Source organism: Streptomyces sp. MK7 (genome assembly GCF_032658145.1).
GTDB classification, from domain to species: Bacteria; Actinomycetota; Actinomycetes; order Streptomycetales; family Streptomycetaceae; genus Streptomyces; species Streptomyces spiralis.
Window position 1 is genome coordinate 1 of the sequence record NZ_JAVACL010000019.1, and the last position, 15,712, is coordinate 15,712.

General features: G+C 72.6%; 12 protein-coding genes and 1 pseudogene. 6 read left to right on the forward strand and 7 right to left on the reverse strand.

What is annotated here, in order from left to right; translation table 11 throughout:
- The 5 genes and pseudogenes from R2S09_RS21165 to R2S09_RS21185 all read right to left on the reverse strand — a co-directional run.
- Nucleotides 1-194: pseudogene (locus tag R2S09_RS21165) on the reverse strand (hypothetical protein); the annotation flags it as partial.
- 171 nt (nucleotides 195-365) lie between these two features.
- Nucleotides 366-758, reverse strand: a complete 393-nt coding sequence (locus tag R2S09_RS21170) for a hypothetical protein (RefSeq protein ID WP_316742619.1) — start codon at nucleotides 756-758, stop codon at nucleotides 366-368.
- Nucleotides 758-3,109 (reverse strand): DUF4132 domain-containing protein, encoded by a 2,352-nt coding sequence (locus tag R2S09_RS21175; protein WP_316742620.1) that lies wholly within the window; start codon nucleotides 3,107-3,109, stop codon nucleotides 758-760. Before R2S09_RS21175 ends, R2S09_RS21170 begins: the two co-directional genes overlap by 1 nt.
- Nucleotides 3,106-5,622 carry a DUF4132 domain-containing protein gene (locus R2S09_RS21180; protein ID WP_316742621.1) on the reverse strand — a complete coding sequence of 839 codons (2,517 nt, stop codon included), beginning with the start codon at nucleotides 5,620-5,622 and terminating at the stop codon, nucleotides 3,106-3,108. The genes R2S09_RS21175 and R2S09_RS21180 overlap by 4 nt, the downstream gene beginning before the upstream one ends.
- Nucleotides 5,623-5,743: 121 nt before the next feature.
- Nucleotides 5,744-6,217 carry an isomerase gene (locus tag R2S09_RS21185; protein WP_316742622.1) on the reverse strand — a complete coding sequence of 158 codons (474 nt, stop codon included), beginning with the start codon at nucleotides 6,215-6,217 and terminating at the stop codon, nucleotides 5,744-5,746.
- A gap of 130 nt (nucleotides 6,218-6,347) precedes the next feature.
- Here R2S09_RS21185 and R2S09_RS21190 point away from each other — a divergent pair, with 130 nt between their 5' ends.
- Together R2S09_RS21190 and R2S09_RS21195 are read left to right on the forward strand one after the other, a co-directional pair.
- Nucleotides 6,348-7,124 carry a helix-turn-helix transcriptional regulator gene (locus R2S09_RS21190; RefSeq protein WP_316742623.1) on the forward strand — a complete coding sequence of 259 codons (777 nt, stop codon included), beginning with the start codon at nucleotides 6,348-6,350 and terminating at the stop codon, nucleotides 7,122-7,124.
- A gap of 359 nt (nucleotides 7,125-7,483) precedes the next feature.
- Entirely contained in the window at nucleotides 7,484-9,286 is a 1,803-nt protein-coding gene (locus R2S09_RS21195) for a beta-ketoacyl-[acyl-carrier-protein] synthase family protein (RefSeq protein WP_316742624.1), read from the forward strand.
- A gap of 31 nt (nucleotides 9,287-9,317) precedes the next feature.
- Here R2S09_RS21195 and R2S09_RS21200 read toward each other — a convergent pair whose 3' ends face one another.
- Entirely contained in the window at nucleotides 9,318-10,400 is a 1,083-nt protein-coding gene (locus R2S09_RS21200; RefSeq protein WP_316742625.1) for a Ku protein, read from the reverse strand.
- 72 nt (nucleotides 10,401-10,472) lie between these two features.
- Between R2S09_RS21200 and ligD the strand changes: the two genes are divergently transcribed.
- Nucleotides 10,473-11,354, forward strand: a complete 882-nt coding sequence (gene ligD, locus R2S09_RS21205) for a non-homologous end-joining DNA ligase (RefSeq protein WP_306190969.1) — start codon at nucleotides 10,473-10,475, stop codon at nucleotides 11,352-11,354.
- A 22-nt stretch (nucleotides 11,355-11,376) separates the two neighbouring features.
- On the opposite strand, the gene R2S09_RS21210 is transcribed toward ligD, so the two are convergent.
- Complete coding sequence (locus R2S09_RS21210; protein ID WP_316742626.1) at nucleotides 11,377-12,222, reverse strand: nuclease-related domain-containing protein; 846 nt, start codon at nucleotides 12,220-12,222, stop codon at nucleotides 11,377-11,379.
- Between the two features lie 471 nt (nucleotides 12,223-12,693).
- Between R2S09_RS21210 and R2S09_RS21215 the strand changes: the two genes are divergently transcribed.
- The 3 genes from R2S09_RS21215 (at nucleotide 12,694) to R2S09_RS21225 (ending at nucleotide 15,656) form a co-directional block, all read left to right on the forward strand.
- On the forward strand, nucleotides 12,694-13,515 hold the full coding sequence (locus tag R2S09_RS21215; protein WP_306190971.1) for a hypothetical protein: 822 nt from the start codon (nucleotides 12,694-12,696) through the stop codon (nucleotides 13,513-13,515).
- Nucleotides 13,512-14,942: a HAMP domain-containing sensor histidine kinase gene (locus tag R2S09_RS21220; RefSeq protein WP_316742627.1), complete on the forward strand. Its 1,431-nt coding sequence runs from the start codon at nucleotides 13,512-13,514 to the stop codon at nucleotides 14,940-14,942. The genes R2S09_RS21215 and R2S09_RS21220 overlap by 4 nt, the downstream gene beginning before the upstream one ends.
- Before the next feature lie 189 nt (nucleotides 14,943-15,131).
- On the forward strand, nucleotides 15,132-15,656 hold the full coding sequence (locus tag R2S09_RS21225) for an SH3 domain-containing protein (protein ID WP_316742628.1): 525 nt from the start codon (nucleotides 15,132-15,134) through the stop codon (nucleotides 15,654-15,656).
- Nucleotides 15,657-15,712 lie beyond the last annotated feature (56 nt).

The window sequence follows — 15,712 nt, forward strand, 5'->3', positions numbered from 1 at the left end:
GCGGTGCTCTTCGTCGCCGGCCTCATCGCCGTGGCGGCCCGGGCCTTCGCGGCCGGAGCGGCCTCGATCTTCGCCGCGCCCACCTTCGTGACCGCGGCGTGCGGTGCCTTCGCCGGTGCGGCGTACGACACCGTGGCCATCCCGGCCACAGCGGCCGTGACGGCCGCGCCGGCCACGTACTTCATCCACTTCATGAACGGGCAACTCCTTGCGGAAGACGGACCCTCACGGGGTCCGGGCTGGCTGGTGGACGGAGGGCGCCTCTCCACCCCTACAAACTCCTGCGGTTCTCGCCCGGATGACACCCGCGCGAAAATTCTTCGCGTGGGGCAACCCGCGTTCGTGACTCCCCGACAGCCGGTCCCTCAGCCTCCGACCAGGGCGACCAGCTTGATGAAGACCAGGTCGGGATCGGCCGTGAGGTCCACGACTTCGTAGAGGTCCTCGACCTGGCGGTCGCCGGCCAGGACGAAGAAGCCGTTGGAGAGGAAGGCGCGTTGGGCGATCTCGGCCTGGCGTTCCCAGTCGATGCGGCGGGTCTCGCGGAGCCGGTAGCCGTTCAGCTCCGTCTCGGCGTCGTCGGGGCGGACGAGGCCGTTGAAGCGGTCGCTCGGGCGGGCGTTGTGCCGGGCGACCTCCTCGCGGACCCGGAGTCTGATCAGCTCCCGTACGGTCATCCGGTCGGGCAGGCCGGCGACCTCCCACTCGGTGAGCGCTTTGCCCGTCGCCGTCTCGTCGCGGAAGGTCACAGTCGCCATCAGGCACCTCGCTTGATCTGCATGAGGATGGTCTCGTCGGTGATCTCGGTGTCGGCCGCGAGGAGGAACGCCTTGCTGAGGATCAGTGACAGTCTGTCGTCCTCGAACGGCAGGAACACCTTGCCGTCCCCCGGACGCCGTGCCGGGACGATGCACAGGTAGCTGCCGTCCGGTTCCATCAGGATGTTGGCCGAGCCCAGGTGGATCCGGTACGTGCGCAGGTCCCCGGCCACCACCAGGAAGCGGCCGTCGAGCGAGCAGCGGTCGGCGATCTTCAGGCGCGGCAGGATCCGTGCCAGGGCATCGCGGCGTGCCTCGGCGCTCGCCGTGAGTTCGGCGAAGCCGGACCGCTCCCAGTAGGTGCGCTCCGGGCCGTTGTCCGTCCAGTCGGGGTCGGCGGCTATCGAGGTGACGCCGACGAAGAGGTCCACGTCGCGCATCGCCTCGCTGAACACCAGCGGGGGCACCTCGGCGAGCGGTGCCTCGCGCCAGGCGCCCTCTGTCCGGCGGTCGAAGCGCACCTGGTCGGTGGAGGCCAGTTCGTCGTTGCCCGCCCAGTCGGCCCAGCTGTGGAAGAAGCGGACCCGCCACTTCCCTGCCGCGAGCGTGCGCTCCGCCTCGCCGGCCTCGCCGTCGTCCCAGGGGCCGAGCAGGCCGCTCTTCCATCCCCGGGCCCGGAACAGGGCGAACATCCTGCGGTAGTGGACGAGGTGCGCGGCGAAGCGGTTGGAGTAGGTCCGTGTCTCCTCTTCGGCCGGGGTGAGGAGGTATATCTCGCGGAACGCCTGCTTGAAGGGCTGGCGGATGCGCCGTTCGATGAGCAGGTCACGCCAGGCCCGCACGGCGCCGGGGTCGGAGCGGAGCGGGTGCCAGAGCCGTACGGAGGCGTCGTCGGGCGCCTCGGGAAGGTGCTCGTCCGTCTCGGGCAGTACCGCGCGCCACTGGCCAGGGACGGTCTCGATCTCCCAGATCAGCCGGCGTACGAGGGTCCGGGCGAGGGGGTGCTCGGCCAGTTCGGTGCGCCACCGGCCGTAGGGGTGGACGGCGTCGACGGTGAAGCCGCCCTCCAAGGCGCGTACGAGGGTGGCGAGATGGGCGTTCACCCGTTTCACCAGGTCGCGCAGCTCCTTGACCAGGGCCGGGTGGTCGCGGCGGACCGGGGCCGGCACGCTGCGCAGCGGGCGGCCGTCCTTCTCCCAGGTCAGCGTGGCGGTCTCGGTGACCGTGACGACGGCCTGGTAGTCACCGGCCGTCCGGCGCAGCACGCCACCCGCGGCGGAACCGCCGATGGATTCCGTCCCGAACTCCAGTCTCGGCAGCCGCAGTGCCACGTCGGCGCGTTCGGCCAGGGCCGCGTCGGCCTTCTTGAGCATCCTGTCGAGCTGCTTGGGCACCCCTGCGTGCCGGACGGTCCGACGCACCGTGCGGATCGCGCTCACCAGTTCGGGCGTCGGGACGTCCTGTGCGGCGCGGACCACCTCGTACAGCAGGGCCTGCGACGGGAGGGTCTTCGCCGTCGTCGGGGCGAGGGCGACTCCGGGCAGCAGCCTGTCGAACAGCTGGGGCAGCCAGGGTTCGTCGCGCCGGAGCGCCACCCGCAGGGCCTGTCCGAGCGAGATGATCTCCCGGTCCGTGAAGGCCTTGTCCGCCCGGTAGGGGATCTTGCCCGCCCGGATCGCGTCGGTGCGGTCGGCCGCCGCTTCCAGGGCGCGGCGGGCGAACGCCACGTAAGCGGGGTTGCCGGCGGACCTGCGCCATGTGTGCGGGAGAGACGGGAGGTACCTGTGGTCCTGGCCGATCTCGGACAGCAACGCCTCCTGTTCGGCCGGTGCGAGGCCGGCGAGGGCGGCGATCTCGTCCGCGACGATGGGGCCCACGTCACGGGAGAGACGGTGCACGGCCGCGCGCAGTGTCTCCGCGCCGGCGAGCCTCGCCACCGCGAGCAGCGCGTACGGCTGGCGCACGGTGTCCTCTTCCAGTCGGAACCGGACCAGGGTGCGGGCCGGTCCGGACACGTCGGGCCGCGGGCCCGTGCAGTGCTCCAGCGCGCGCAGACCCAGGGTGAGGTCCGCCCAGCCGCGCTCCTGGCACTTCTCGACGAGCGTCTCGAACATCCGGAGGCATGCCTCGGGCGTGTAGCGCGGTTGCCGTTCCCGGGCCGCGTGCTCGACGGCGAAGCGGACCGTCCTCATCGTGTGGGGGGCCGAGGCGTCGACCCGCAAGGCCGCCACGAGCAGGCTGCCGAGTTCCTCGTCGGAGACCTGCGACAGATCGGGGTGCCCGTCGTCGCCCTCGAGTGTGAAGTCCGGGTCGGTCAGTGCGCGCATCAGCCGGGCGGCGAGGCGGTTCATCGGGCACCCCTGGTGATCTGGCGGAGGATGGTCTCGTCGGTGATCTTGGAGTCGGCGGCCAGCAGGAACGCCTTGCTGAGGATCAGGGAGAGCCTGTCGTCCTCGAACGGCAGGAACACCTTTCCGTCACCCCTCCCGGCGCCCTTGCCGCGCGACGGAACGATGCACAGGTAGGCGTCGTCCGGTTCCATCAGGATGTTGGCCGAGCCGAGGTGGATCCGGTACGTGCCCAGGTCGCCGCGGACCACCAGGAAGCGGCCGTCGAGCGAGCAGCGGTCGGCGATCCTCAGGCGCGGCAGGATCCGTTCCAGCGCCTCGCGGCGGGCTTCGGCGCTCGCCGTCAGCGCACCGAACGTGGCGGTCCGCCAGTACGCGGTGTAGCGGTCCTCGCCCCGGTCGGTCCAGTCGGGGTCGGCGGCGATCGAGGTCACGCCGACGAAGAGGTCCACGTCCCGCATCGCCTCGCTGAACACCAGCGGGGGCACCTCTGCCAGCGGTACCTCCCGCCAGCGCCGGCCGTTTCGCCGTTCGAAGCGGACCTGGTCCGTCGCGGCGTGCTCGGGCGCGTAGCCGCCGTCGTCCGCGGCGGGCTCGTGGTGGAAGCAGGCCCGCCACTCGCCGCCACCGAACTCGGCCCGCGCCCTGCCGTCGTGGCCGCCGTCGTGGCGGCCGAGGAAGTTGGCCTGCCAGCCCCGTTCCTTGAACAGCGCGTAGAGCTGCCGGTAGTGGACGATGTGGGCGGCGAACCTGTTGGAGTAGACGCCGGTGGCCTCCTCCGCCGGGGTGATCAGGTAGATCTCCCGGAAGGCCTGTTTGAACGGCTGCCGCAGCCGGTCGGCGACGAGCCGTTCCCGCCACGTCCTGATGTCGTGCGCCGACGCCCGGATCGGATGCCACAGCCGGACCCGCTCGGGCCGGCCGGGCGGCTCGGCCGCCGGGGCCACCGCACGCCACTCGCCGTCGGCGTCCTCGGCGCCCCGGAACTCCCAGATCAGGCCGCGGACGAGCACACCCGTGACCGGGTGGTCGCGGTAGTGGCGGCACCATTCGTCGTACAGCCACTCGCGCCCGGCGGACATCAGCGCCTCGATACGGGCCCGCTCGGCCGACAGTGTTCCCCGCACTTCCTTGGCGAGGGCCTTCAACTCCTTGAGCTCGTCCGGGAAGCCGTCCTTGACTGCCGCCGGAGCCGTGCGGGAGGTCGCGCCGTCGGGGCGCGTGAAGGTGAGCCGTACGGTCGTCGCGTCCTCGATCGCCACGCGTACCCGGTGCCCGCCCACCTCCCGTTCCAGCGAGCGGTCCGGCGCCAGGCCGTGGTCCGGCACGCTGCGCTCGACGAGCTGCTCCGCCGTGATGCCCTGCTGTCCGGCCGCCGTCACCAGCGCGGTGTCGAGCTGCTTGCGCAGAGCCCGTTGCCTGATCCGCGACCGCAGCCGCCACAGGGCCTGAAGGGAGGCCGGATCGCCGGTCCCGGCCAGCGCGTTGATCGCCGCGCCCGCCAGCTTGAGGTCCTCGGTCACGCCGGTTCCGGGGCCGCCGGTCCGCAGAGCGAGCGTGTCGAGGTGCCGCACCGCGGCCGGGCCGCCGGTCAGCGCGGCCGCCCAGACGATGCCGCGCGCCAGGTCGCCGTCGTTCTGGTGGACGACGTAGTGGTAGTGGTATCCGCCGCCGACCCAGCCGGTGTGCGCGCCGCTTCCCCTGCTGCACAGCGGATCGTCCTCGGCCAGCGCCCGCAGGACGTCGGCCACGAGGTCCCGCGCCGAGGCCGCGTCCGCCAGTTCGAGGCACGTCCGCCGCCACCTCTGCGAGGGGCGCGGGCCCGACAGGCTCGCCAGGTGCCGTACGAAGTCGGCGAGTTCCCGCGTCGGGGCGGTCTTCGCACGGTCGCTCAGCGGTGCGGCCCAGGGCGCGTGGGCGGGGATCAGCCCCTCGGGGATGTGTGCCTCGTCCACGCTCGCGAGCAGTGTGCGCAGGCGCTGGACGAGTGACGCGCGCAGGCGGGCCTCGACGGTGGTGCTCATGAGTTCCGTGTGCGCGTGCCGCAGCCAGGGCATGACCGCCCGGCGGCCGTCGGCGTCGAGCTGGTCGGCGGCGTTCAGCACCATCGCCAGCGCCTTGGCGAACCAGTGGCCCATGTCGTACTCGGTGGCGCGGAGCAGCATCACCGCGACCTCGTCGGGTGTCCAGCCGCGCACCCGTGAGATCAGCGACGCGATCTCGGCTTCGTATCGCCAAAAGCTCGTGTCGTCGAAGCAGGCGGCCAGCATGAGGCACAGGACCGCGGCCCTGCCCTCCTCGTCCGCGCAGGCCGCGAGCCGCTCGCCGATCTCGGCCCGGGTCGCGGCGAGCGCCACCTCGAACCGCCGGTGCTCGGGCCCCATGGACCGCCGCAACTCGGTGCGCTGACGATCCAGAAGGTCGACGAGCCGGCGGACGCGGTCGAGCGCGGCCGACCTCACGTCGTCGAGCGCGTCGTTCCTTCGGGATTCGGCCACCAGGGTGTCGTAGAGCATGGCCGGATCATGGCAGGGGGGACTGACAATGCGATCACGCGATCAACGCGCGGGGCAGCACGGTCGGTTCACGTGCCGTCACCTGCCGGCACTCGGCAGACCGGGCCCCCGGCGGCCGGGCTCACTGGTGGTGGGCGTTCGGGTCGAAGCCCTCCGGGGGCTGGTCGAGGAAGGTGGTGATGGTGGTGATGTGGCCGTCGGGGGCGAAGACCAGAATGTCCGTTCCGGTGGCGAACGGGGTCTTGTCCTGGGTGTCGATCCGCCACATCAGGCGGGCACGGCCGTGGTGGATCTCCGGTTCCCGCCGGGGTCGGAAGACGACCTTGCCCATGTGCTGCGCGAACTCGTCGTGGAAGCCGATCAGGGCGGGCGGGCCGCTGAGGATGCCGATCGGGGCGTAGTACTGGACCTCGTCGGTGAAGGTCGCGGACACGAGGCGCTGCTGCTCCTCGGGGGTCTCGGCGTTCCAGAAGCGCACGTAGTGCTCGACGGTCGCCCGGTGCTGTGCGGTGGTGGCGTCGGCAGCCTCGGTCTGGGTGCTGGTCTCGGTCTCGGTGCTGGTCTCGGTCTTGGTCTCGGTGCTGGTCTCGGTCATGGTCGGCTCCGTTCGTCTCGTCGGTGGTGCAGCCGTGGCCGCACCACGAGACACTGCGCGTCGTGACCGCCGTGTGTCGATAACCCGCGAGGTTATTGCCGTTGCGCACGCGGTCCGTCAGCCTCGGTGCATGGTCACCACGGAACCGGTCGGGCTGCTGGTACGGCGCTGGCGGGAACAGCGGCGCCGCTCGCAGCTGGACGTGGCGCTGGCCGCCAACCTCTCGACTCGGCATCTGAGTTACATCGAGACCGGGCGTGCCACACCGAGCCGGAAGATGATCGAGCGGCTGTGCGACGAACTCGATGTGCCGTTGCGGGACCGCAACGCCCTGTATCTGGCCGCGGGTTTCGCGCCGGTGCACCGCGAACGGCCGCTGGCCGATCTCGGCGCCGCCCGCTCCGCCGTGGCCGCCGTGCTCGCCGGCCACGAGCCCAGTCCGGCGCTCGCGGTCAACGCGCGGTGGGACCTGCTGACCGCCAACGGCGCCGCCATGCTGTTTCTGGCGGACCTCCCGCCCGCGCTGCGTACGCCTCCGGTCAATGTCCTCAGGGCCACATTGCACCCGGACGGGCTGTCCCGGCGGATCCGGAACCTCACCCAGTGGCGCGCACACGTCCTGCGCCGCATCCGACGGCAACTCGCCCGCAGCGCCGTGGAGGGACTGGCCGACCTGGAGGCCGAGATCGCGTCCTACCCCATGCCCGGGGACCGCGGCGACGAGACGGTGACCAGCGATCTGGCCGTCCCCCTGCTGCTCTCCTCGGACCACGGTGACCTCAGTCTCCTCTACACCACCACGGTCTTCGGTTTCCCCCGGGACGTGACCCTGGACGAGATCGCCATCGAGACGTTCTTCCCCGCCGACACCGCCACGGCGGAACTGCTGCGGGCCATGTCCCCCTGACGACGTTCCCTGTGGACCCCATCGGCGATGCCCCCGGGGGCCCCCGTGCACACGAGATCTCGCTCACAGGGGCGACCGTCGCGCGCGGCAACTGACGTGCCGTAAGTCACATGACACGGGCTCGTGTCGTACGGCAGGGCCCCGTGCTCTCCCGCGCGGCCGCTGAAGGTGCGTGACCTGCCGCACACCCGAATGTCGGTGAATCGGTCAACCGGTCGGCTGTTCAGGCGGATTGAGGGTATCCGTACGGGCGTCCAGTTTGAGGCCTGTGTCTGTCGCCATAGTTTTTCGGCTGTTTGTCCCTTTCACTCTGGATGGTCCGCCGAACGACACCTCGGGTCACAGGAAGCAGTACCGATATGCCCAATTCGTCCGAGATGCCTAAAGCTCCCATCCATCCCCACGCCGTGACCGCCGGCGAAGTGGTCCCCGGCGATCTGGTCGCCCTGTCGCAGGAAGAGGTCGAGCGGCAGCAGTGGTGTGTCGTGATGCACACCCTGCCCGAGTCTCCGGGGACGATCCGGGTCACGCTGCGGCCGCCCCTCGGGGGCATCGACCGCGAGGCCGTCCTGGCACGGGAGCAGCAGGTGGTCGTCGCCGGACGGCGGGTGGACGAGGCCGCCGTTCCGGCCGTGTCGTCGCCCCGGCTGGACGCCGTCGAGTTCCGGGACGGGGACCGGGTCACCCGGCTGCGGGCCGTCGACCCCGAGGGCGTCGAGGTGACGTACGAGCGGCGGTGGGGGATCTGGCACCGGGATCTCGACGACCGGGCCGCCGAGACCGTGTCCGACGACGTCGTACGCGGGTGGGCGGCCGACGCCGACCGGGCCGGGTATGTCGTACGTCACCACTCGCGGCCGGCCCGCGAGCCCTCGTGGGCCGGGCCGCGCCGGGTCGTCGTGACCGGGCTCGGGGCCCTCACCCCGCTCGGTGTCGGCGTGGACGAGCTGTGGCGGGGACTGCTCGACGGGCGCCACGGCATACGGGAGCTGGAGGGGGAGGAGTTCCAGGAGCTGCCCGTGCGGGTCGCCGGGGTCGTGCCCGTGGACCCCGCCATGCTGCTGCCCCGGGCCGCCGCCCGGCGGATGAACCGGGCCGCGCAGTTCGCGGTGGTCGCCGCCCGTGAGGCCTGGGGCGACGCCGGGTTCGCCACGGGTGGGACCCGGGAGAGCGGGCTCGACCCCGAGCGGGTCGGGGTCAGCCTCGGGGCCATCCTCGGCGACGCCTCCGTGCTCGTCGGCGGGGACCGGAAGCTGCGGGACAAGGGGCCTCGCGGGGTGTCCCCGCTCACCACGCCCATGACCGTGCCGTCACAGGCCGCCTCCCAGGTCTCCCTCGATCTGCACATCACCGGCGAGGCCCGCACCGTGACCAGCGCCTGCGCCTCCGGCACCGAGGCCATCGGCGAGGCCATCGACCGCATACGGTACGGCCGCGTCGACGTCGCCCTGGCCGGGGGCGCCGAGGCGGTGGTCACCCCGGCGATCATGGCCTCGTTCGCCTCCATGCGGGCACTGTCCGACCTGGGGCTGGAGGGCGGCGCCACGCCCTCGCGGCCCTTCGCCAAGGACCGGGCCGGGTTCGTCAACGGGGAGGGCGCCGGGGTGCTCGTGCTCGAGGCCGAGGAGCACGCCCGCGCCCGGGGCGCCCGGATCTACTGCGAGGCCGCCGGGTGGGGGCTGTCCGCCGACGCCCACCACATGGCCGCGCCAGATCCGTCCGGCAACGGCGTCGCGCTCGCGCTGCGGCGGGCCGTACAGGACGCCGGTGGGCACGTCGTCGACGTCGTCCACGTGAACGCGCACGCCACCGCCACCGTGGAGGGCGACCTCGCCGAGGCCGGCGCCCTGCGGGCCGTGCTCGGCGAGGGCGGGGCCGCGGGTGCGAGTGCGAGTGGCGGGGTCCCCGTCACCGCGCTCAAGGGGAACCTCGGGCATCTCCAGGGGGCCGCCGGCGGTGTCGAGGCCGTCGCCGCCGTGCTCACCCTGCACAACCGCCTCGTCCCGCCGACCCTCGGGTGCGAGGAGCTCGACGAGGAGATCGGGCTCGACGTGGTGACCGGCGCGCCGCGCACGCTGCCGGCCGACGGCGACCTCGTCCTCAGCAACTCCTTCGGCTTCGGCGGCCACAACGCCGTACTGGCCCTGCGCCGCGTGGCATAGGGGCGGGGCGACGGGGGCGAGCGGCGGTGGGTCACGCTGTGCGCTTGCGTGCCGCGGCCTTCTTCGCCGGGGGCTTCTTCGCCGTGGACTTGGTGGTCGCCGCCGTCTTCTTCGGCTGCTGGGCCGACTTGGATGCCGACTTCTTCGTCGAGGACGCTGTCTTCTTGGCCGCCGTCTTCTTGGCCGCCGTCTTCTTGGCCGAGGGGGCCGCCTGCTTCTTCGCGGCCGCCTTCTCGGAGGCGGCGCGGGTGGTCTTGCGGCGCGGGAGGTGTCTGACCTCGGCCTCCGCGGCCTCCTCCCCGCCCCCGGCGGCTTCCTCCGCCTCTCCCACGTCCTCTCCCCTCGACTCCTTGGCCGCCCGGACGCTCTTCTCCAGGGCGGCCATCAGGTCGAGGACCTTGCCGCCGGGGGCCGGCTCGGGGGTCTCCGGGGGTGCCTCGCCGGCGGCCTTGGCCGCGATGACCTCCTCCAGGGCCTCGCGGTACTCGTCGTGCAGATCCGCCAGGTCCACCTCGCCGAGCGTGTCCATCAGGGCGTCGGCGAGATCCAGTTCCTTGTCGCGGACCGTGACGTCGACCTCCGGGGCCACACCCTGGGGGGCGCGGATCTCGTCCGGCCAGAGCAGGCCGTGCATGGCGATGACGTCGTCCACCACGCGCAGCATCCCCAGGCGCTCACGGCCCCGCAGCGCGAACTTGGCGATCGCCACCTTCCGGCTGCGTTTGAGCGCCTCCCGCAGCAGGGTGTACGGCTTGGCCGCAGGGGCGCCGCCGGCGGCCAGGTAGTAGGCGTTCTCCATCTGGAGCGGGTCGATCCGGTCCGCCGGGACGAAGGCCACGATGTCGATCGTCCGCGCGGTCGGAATCGGCAGATGGGCCAGGTCCTCGTCGGTGATCGGGATGATCGTGCCGTCCGCGTCCTGGTAGCCCTTGCCGATCTCCGACTGCGCGACCTCACGGTCCTCCAGTTCGCACACCTTGCGGTAGCGGATGCGGCCACCGTCCTCGGTGTGGATCTGGCGGAAGGAGATGGTGTGGCTCTCGGTGGCGTTCACCAGCTTGATCGGGATGCTGACCAGGCCGAACGAGATGGCGCCGTTCCAAATGGATCGCACGTGCAGCACCTTCCGGATCGGTATGGGACGGGTTGGGGCGGTTTGCGGTGAATTCCGTGGTTTTCTTATCGTATGGCGCCGATCACAGAGGTGGAGGGGCGACGGCTCGCGCTCAGCAACCTGGAGAAGGTGCTGTATCCCGCGACCGGATTCACCAAGGCCGAGGTGCTGCACTACTACGCGACGATCGCCGAGGTGCTGCTCCCCCATCTGCGGGACCGGCCGCTGTCCTTCCTGCGGTATCCGGACGGCCCGGACGGACAGGTCTTCTTCGTCAAGAACGTGCCGCCGGGTACGCCCGAGTGGGTGACGACCGCGGAGGTGCCCCGGTCGGAGGGGCCGGCGCGGATGGTCCTGGTGCAGGATCTCGCGAGCCTGATGTGGGCGGCCAATCTGGTGACCGAGTTCCACACCCCGCAGTGGCTGATCGGGGACCCGGGCGAGGCCGATCGTCTGGTGTTCGATCTCGATCCGGGGCCGCCGGCGACCGTGGTGGACTGCTGCCGGGTGGCGTTGTGGCTGCGGGAGCGGCTGGCGGCGGACGGGGTCGAGGCGTACGCCAAGACCTCCGGCTCGAAGGGGCTGCACCTGCTGGCCGCCGTGCGCGGATCGTCCAGCGAGCGGACCTCCGAGTACGCGAAGGGGCTGGCCGTGGAGGCCGAGAAGGCCATGCCGCGGTTGGTGCTGCACCGGATGACGCGGAGTCTGCGGCCGGGGAAGGTGTTCGTCGACTGGAGCCAGAACGCGGCGCGGAAGACGACCGCGGCGCCTTATACGTTGCGGGCGCGGGAGGTGCCGATGGTGTCGGCGCCGGTGTCGTGGGAGGAGGTCGCCGAGTGCCGGGGGGCTGGAGGGCTCGGGTTCCGGGCCTCGGACGTCGTGGGGCGGGTGGAGCGGTACGGGGATCTGCTGGCGCCGCTGCTGGATGTGGAGCGTGCGGCGGAGTTGCCGTGAGCGGGGTCGTGAGCCGCCGCGCCTACACCCGCCCCCACGTGTGTCTGTCCCTCGCCATCGAGTGGAGGGCCTCCACATCCGCCGGTTTGAGGACGCCGCCCAGGCTTGCCAGGCTGGTAAGGCTCTGGTCGTCGAGGATGCGGACGTCTCTCGGTGGGGCCGTGAGGCGCAGGTCGGCCGGGGTCGTGAGGACGAGGAGAGGGTGGACCTCGGCGGTGAGGGCGTAGGAGGCGCGGTCGGCGGCGGCACGGGCGCCGCGGAGCAGGGGCTCCGGCTCGTGGCGGCCCAGCGTGACCATCGGGTCGTCGATCCGTACCCGCTGCTTGCGGGCGTGCACGGAGCGGACGGCGAACAGTCCGCCGGGCCCGATCACCAGGTGGTGGATGCGGTCGCCGCCGGGCAGGGGTATCGAGTGCAGGGTGCGCCAGCCGGCGCCGTCCAAACTGTCGAGGGCGTCACCGACCGTCTGCTCGGCGGTGAGCGCCCGGCGGCGTGGATCGGGGCGCAGGAGGTGGGCGGGACCGTGGCCGGGTTCCCGGTCCAGGGCTGTCAGCAGGGCCTCGCCGGGACGGTTCGGGGCGAGGTCGTCGTCGGGGTGCAGGCTGAGCCGGGCGAGTTCGGCGGCCGTCGGTACGGGGGGCGGGCCCACCGCGACCTGGCCCGTCAGATACGGGCCCAGGGCGTCCAGTACGTTCTCCTCCTCGTCCGTGCTGAGCAGGTGGACGCGGGCGGCCTCCCGGTCGTACCAGGCGATGTTCCTCCCGTCGGGACGGCAGACGTAGAGCCGCTCCTGTCCGTGGCTCCAGCTCGGTATGACGCGCAGACGGCCAGGGCCGGGGCGGCCGGGCTGTCGACGTGGTCCGCTCATGCACCATCACCCCTATGACCATGGAACAGGTGTGGCGCTCCCGCGGCAAGAAGCCGGGGCAACGCCGAGCAACACCGTGGAACAGGGACGGTCCGCCGAACAATCGTTTTACCTTCGGTGCGTACGCTCTGCGCAGCCCCGCCTCACCGGCGCTTCACGGCCGTCTCCGGCGGGGAGATGAGCCGCTGGACAAGAAAGCCCACCGAACAAAAAGGACTTCCGTACAAAACAAATAAGGTGTACGACGCTCGGTCCGGCCCCCGTCCGCCGGGCCGGCCCCCTGATCCGATCCCTCCAGCCCGCCTCAGCCCAGCCCGCCTGAACCAGCCCGCCTCAGCCCAACCCGCCTGAACCAGCGCGCCTCATCCCGCCCGCCTGAACCAGCGCGCCTCATCCCGCCCGCCTGGGCCGGCCCGCCTCGTCCAGCCCCCCGACCAGCCCGCCCTCACGCACCGGAGACATCGAAGAGCAGTGTTCCGCAGACGTCCCGCCCTCGTCACCGCCCTGGTCGCGCTGCTGCTGGCCACGGCGGCGGGCTGCGGTGACGCCGGCGGCCTGCGGGGCGCGGGTGCCACGCCGACCGCGATCAGCCCGGCCCGGCTGTGGCCCTCGCTGCGCCCGGCCGCCAGCCCCGCGTGGCCGTACGACGAGGTGCAGATCGAGACGGTGAAGGGCGTCACGGCACCCGGCGACGACATCCGCAAGGTCGATCCGGCGGCCGTCGTACGGGCGGAGGTCGCCGCGCACCCGGACGACTACACGGCCGCGAAGGCTCCGTACGGCGAGACGGCCGTCCGGCTGGCGGACTGCGGCGAGGGCGGGAAGCAGGGCGAGCGGTGTCCCGTCATGCGGCCGTACTACCGTGATCTCACGGGTGACGGGCGCGACGACATGACGCTGGGTTTCCGGCTGTATCCCACCAACCAGACGGCCGTGCGCGTCTACACCTTCGAAGGACACCGGCTCGTGCAGGTCTTCGCCAACGACGACGCGGTGATCGGCGTGGAGCTGGCCGGGCGGGCCGTGATCATCCGCTCGCCGGCCGGGATCTCCGGGTACGAGTACCGCACGACCTGGTCCTGGGACCCGGAGCAGCGGGCGATGGTGTTCTCCCGGGACGAGTTCCTGCGCACCGGCCGGCACAAGCCCACCCGTGCGCACACCCCGGCGGCCACCGCGTCGCGCTCCCCCGTCCCCCGGCCGACGCCGACCCCCGGCCTCACCGCCTCGGCCGCCTCCCCGACCCCCGGCTCGCCCGCCCCCTCCGCCACCCCTTCCGCGAGTGGGCGATGAGGGTGGCGCTCCCCCGGTGGACCGGGACCCTCGCCGCAAAGTCCGCGGCCTTCATCACGGTGATGTGCTGCGCGCTCGCCGCGCTGCTCGGTGTCCTGGTGCACGTCTCGGTGACCGACCAGACCGTCGGACAGGCGCGGGAGCTGGCGCTGTCCCGGCTGAAGGACGCCACGAGCGCGTTCGAGTCCGGGGACACACTGCTGCCGGGCGCGGGCGTCGACCCCGAGGGGCTGCCTCCCTCGCTGAGGCGGCTGGCGGCGCGCGGCGAGCGCGGCACGATGGTGGACCGGCACCACGGCCGGCCCACGATGTGGGCGGCCGGACCCGCCGACCACGGGCGGACACTGGCCGTCGAGGTCGACTACTCGCAGCAGGCCCGCACCATCGCCGGGCTGGACAACGCGATCCTGTGGTCGTCCGGGCTGGCGATCGGGGCGACGCTGCTGGTGGGCGCGTTCGCGGTGACCCGGGTGTCACGGCGGCTGCACGCGACGGCGCGGGTGGCCCGGCGGATCAGCGCGGGCGATCTGGACGCGCGCGTCGACGACCCGCTGGCCCGGGACGCCTCGCGCCCCCAGGACGAGGTGGCCGCGGTGGCCGCCGCGCTGGACTCGATGGCGGCGTCGCTGCAGGGCAAGCTCCTGGCCGAGCAGCGGTTCACCGCGGACGTGGCGCACGAGCTGCGCACCCCGCTGACCGGGCTGCACGCAGCGGCCGAACTGCTGCCGCCGGGCCGCCCGACGGAACTGGTCCGCGACCGGGTGGCCGCGCTGCGCACCCTCACCGAGGACCTGCTGGAGATCTCCCGGCTGGACACCGGGCGGGAGCGGCTGGACCTCGACGGCGAGCACCTGAGCGCGGTGGCGGAACGGGCGGTCAGGGCGGTGCGCGCGGCAGGGGTCACGGCCGCGGCGGGCACGGCAGGGGCCACGGGAGCGGCCGGCGCGGCAGGGGCCACCGGAGCGGCGGGCGCGGCAGGGACCGCGACCGCAGGCACGGACGCAGGAGCAGGTGCGGCTACGGACGGAGGAGCCGCGGAGACCGACACCCGGATCACGGTCGTACGCGACGTGTACGTGGAGACCGACCGGCGGCGGCTGGAGCGGGTGCTCGGCAACCTGGTGGCCAACGCGCACAAGCACGGGAGGCCGCCGGTCGTGGTGACCGTGGAGGGGCCGGTCGTCAGCGTGCGGGACCACGGCGAGGGCTATCCGGAGTACCTCCTGGAGCACGGTCCGCAGCGCTTCCGCACGGAGGGCGGGGCGACCGGACACGGCCTCGGTCTGACCATCGCACTGGGGCAGGCGGAGGTGCTGGGCGCCCGGCTGGAGTTCGGCAACGCTCCGGACGGCGGCGCGGTGGCGACCCTGACGCTGCCTCAGAACCCGCCGGAGGCGCCCGCGGCCGGGGACACAGGCCCCTCCTGACGACCGACCCCGGCCCCCTCGCATTTGCCTGACGCCTCATCAGGTGACGCTCTCCCCGATGGCGCAGTGAGGCGGGCGTACGGCGAGCGACGCTCCTAATGTGGCAGTTAGTCAGATTTGCCCACCAGGGCTCACCCCCAGCTCACCGCGAGCCCTCCACACCCCTCACCACCTCAGCCGGAGGTTCCCATGCCGCCCCTGCCCCTTCGCTTCCTCCTCATCCGGCTGGCCGTGGTGACCGCCGCCGGGGCGCTGTTGACCGCGGCCGCCGTCACGCGCGCCGTCGGCACCGACGGCGCGGGCGACGCCCCCGCCCCCTCCGCGACCGCCACCCCGGGAACCACCACACCGACCGCCGGGACGAGCGCCCCGAGCCCCGCCACCCCCGGGGACACGACCACCCGGCCCACGACCACCCGGCCCACGACCACCCAGCCCACGAGCGACGGCCCCGCCGGCGGCTCCGACAACGGCCCCCGCTTCTACCGGGGCGTGGTCACGGCCCGCGGCGGCCTGGCCCTGCACGCCCGGCCGGACCGCGGCAGCCCGGTCGTGCGGGTGGCCCGGAAGGGGGAGGTCGTCTGGATCCACTGCAAGACGCCCGGGCAGGACGTGAACGGCAACCCCTTGTGGTACCTGCTCGCCGACGGCGCCTGGAGCTGGGGCACGGCCCGCTACATCGACAACATCGGACCCGCTCCACGCTGGTGCTGACGCCACGCTGCTGCTGACGCGCCACGCTGGCATCGGCCCTCGCGGCGGCCGAGATG

Coding starts and splice junctions, on each gene's coding strand:
- R2S09_RS21225 (WP_316742628.1), top strand. CDS start 15,132: ATGCCGCCCCTGCCCCTTCGCTTCCTCCTCATCCGGCTGGCCGTGGTG.
- R2S09_RS21210 (WP_316742626.1), bottom strand. CDS start 12,222: ATGAGCGGACCACGTCGACAGCCCGGCCGCCCCGGCCCTGGCCGTCTG.
- ligD (WP_306190969.1), top strand. CDS start 10,473: ATGGCGCCGATCACAGAGGTGGAGGGGCGACGGCTCGCGCTCAGCAAC.
- R2S09_RS21180 (WP_316742621.1), bottom strand. CDS start 5,622: ATGCTCTACGACACCCTGGTGGCCGAATCCCGAAGGAACGACGCGCTC.
- R2S09_RS21175 (WP_316742620.1), bottom strand. CDS start 3,109: ATGAACCGCCTCGCCGCCCGGCTGATGCGCGCACTGACCGACCCGGAC.
- R2S09_RS21190 (WP_316742623.1), top strand. CDS start 6,348: ATGGTCACCACGGAACCGGTCGGGCTGCTGGTACGGCGCTGGCGGGAA.
- R2S09_RS21195 (WP_316742624.1), top strand. CDS start 7,484: ATGCCCAATTCGTCCGAGATGCCTAAAGCTCCCATCCATCCCCACGCC.
- R2S09_RS21220 (WP_316742627.1), top strand. CDS start 13,512: ATGAGGGTGGCGCTCCCCCGGTGGACCGGGACCCTCGCCGCAAAGTCC.
- R2S09_RS21185 (WP_316742622.1), bottom strand. CDS start 6,217: ATGACCGAGACCAGCACCGAGACCAAGACCGAGACCAGCACCGAGACC.
- R2S09_RS21170 (WP_316742619.1), bottom strand. CDS start 758: ATGGCGACTGTGACCTTCCGCGACGAGACGGCGACGGGCAAAGCGCTC.